1 protein-coding gene is annotated in these 1,643 nt (G+C 40.2%); it reads right to left on the minus strand.

The genetic code is table 11. From position 1 onward, the window contains the following. Positions 1-190 precede the first annotated feature (190 nt). Entirely contained in the window at positions 191-1,531 is a 1,341-nt protein-coding gene (locus AVZ68_RS19395) for a transposase family protein (protein ID WP_059106226.1), read from the minus strand. Between the last annotated feature and the right edge of the window lie 112 nt (positions 1,532-1,643).

Below are 1,643 nucleotides of genomic sequence, written 5' to 3' on the forward strand. Positions count from 1 at the left end.
CAGCTCTGAGGAGTAAACGTTAAGAAAAAATGTACGAAAGGTTATGTCGGATTATCCACATGTAAAATTTACCAGTAATCTTTTTGTCCTTTTTACCAAAAAAGAGAAGCCCATTTCGTCCTTTTAGTTTAAAATTGTGGATAACTACTTTTTCTTTTGCCAGACATCACACCTTTTGTTATGATTAGTACTAGGTAAACCTCATTTGCATGGGTTTTCCCAGTTTTGCGATATCCTCGTCTGTTAGTGTTTGCCCGCGGAAGGCTTCTAACAGTCGCGAGGATATTTCTTTTGCCGTTTTTTTGATGCGTTTCAATGACTTCGACCCATGCTCATGCAGCATCATGATGATCTCTGTGATCTGGGTTAATACGTAATGATTTTTCATAGCCGTGTAGTTTTGACTTCCTGCGTGTTGAATGTGGTAACGCAGGTTTTTTTGTCTGTTAAAACCCTCGTTTTCGATTTTCCAACGGCTTCGTCCGGCGTTCATAAGCTTTTGGGCATTCTTTTTTGTGATTTTTTTATCGGTAAGGAACGTAAACGTTTGTTTCCCTTCTTCCGTCTCCATCTCACACTCCAGCACATTTTGCTTACGCTCGCGATAAACAATGTCGTTCACCCAGGTGATTTCCCCTCGTTGCCCATCTACGTTCACTTTTAGCACATGGTCTTCCATGTTTTTTAATGCCTGAAACTCATTGGCAATACTTTTGATCCGATCTTTCTTGAAACGGAAGATGTATGTCCAGTGGTTATCTTTACATTGATTAACGACGTTTTCGCAGGCATAAAGGCTATCGGCCATAATGCAGATCGGCAGTCGTTTAAATGTGCCTTTGAGTCTCGCAGCCAATCGATAAAACGCATTCAACTCACAGTCCTGTTTCTTCACATCCTCCGATTCGTTTTCGATAAACTCGGATTCCACACTCAGCACCATGTCTCCGACAACCAATTTGGCTTCCAGGACATGATGCATGTATAGGGTCTTTGTTTTTTCTTCTCCCGTTTCCTTGTCTTTGTATTTGTGCTCCCGTCTCAGGCAGTGTTCACAATGCTTTTCTTGAAACGTGAAAAGACCTGTACCATCGATGACCATCCCCCAGTATTTTCCGCCGATACGGTAGGAATCAAAGCTTCTTTTTTTTAATAATTCCTTGATCATGTATGTGCGGATGTTTTCTAGTTCTTCCGGCTTCAGGCGGGACAAAAAATTATTGATGGTGTCATAGTGAGGCAATTCTTCCAAATCTTTGATCCCTAAATAGGTGCTCAGATTTTCGATACATTCATCCTTATTGAATTCATTGGTCATCATGCGCATGCTTTTTAAGTTGCATGCATTTTTTAACATAACCATCATCAAAAGGACGGCCGTATCATAAGTGACATAACCGAGGTGTCTTGGATCATCTACGCTTTTCAGTAATTTGTTTAAATCTTTAAAAAAGTGTTCCGATGTTTTCAGAAACTCGAATAAATCATTGATCCCTTTTTCCATTTCGCGCTTTTCTTTTCTTGTCATCATCAAAAAATCCCCCCAAAATGCCAATATCATAGGTTTTTGTAGAGCTCAATTATCCCATATTTGGCGAATTTCGGGGTGGATTATCTCGAAAAACATTCACTCTTCAGCGCTG

The sequence above is a fragment of the Shouchella shacheensis genome, assembly GCF_001484965.1.
Taxonomy (GTDB): Bacteria; Bacillota; Bacilli; order Bacillales; family Bacillaceae_D; genus Shouchella; species Shouchella shacheensis.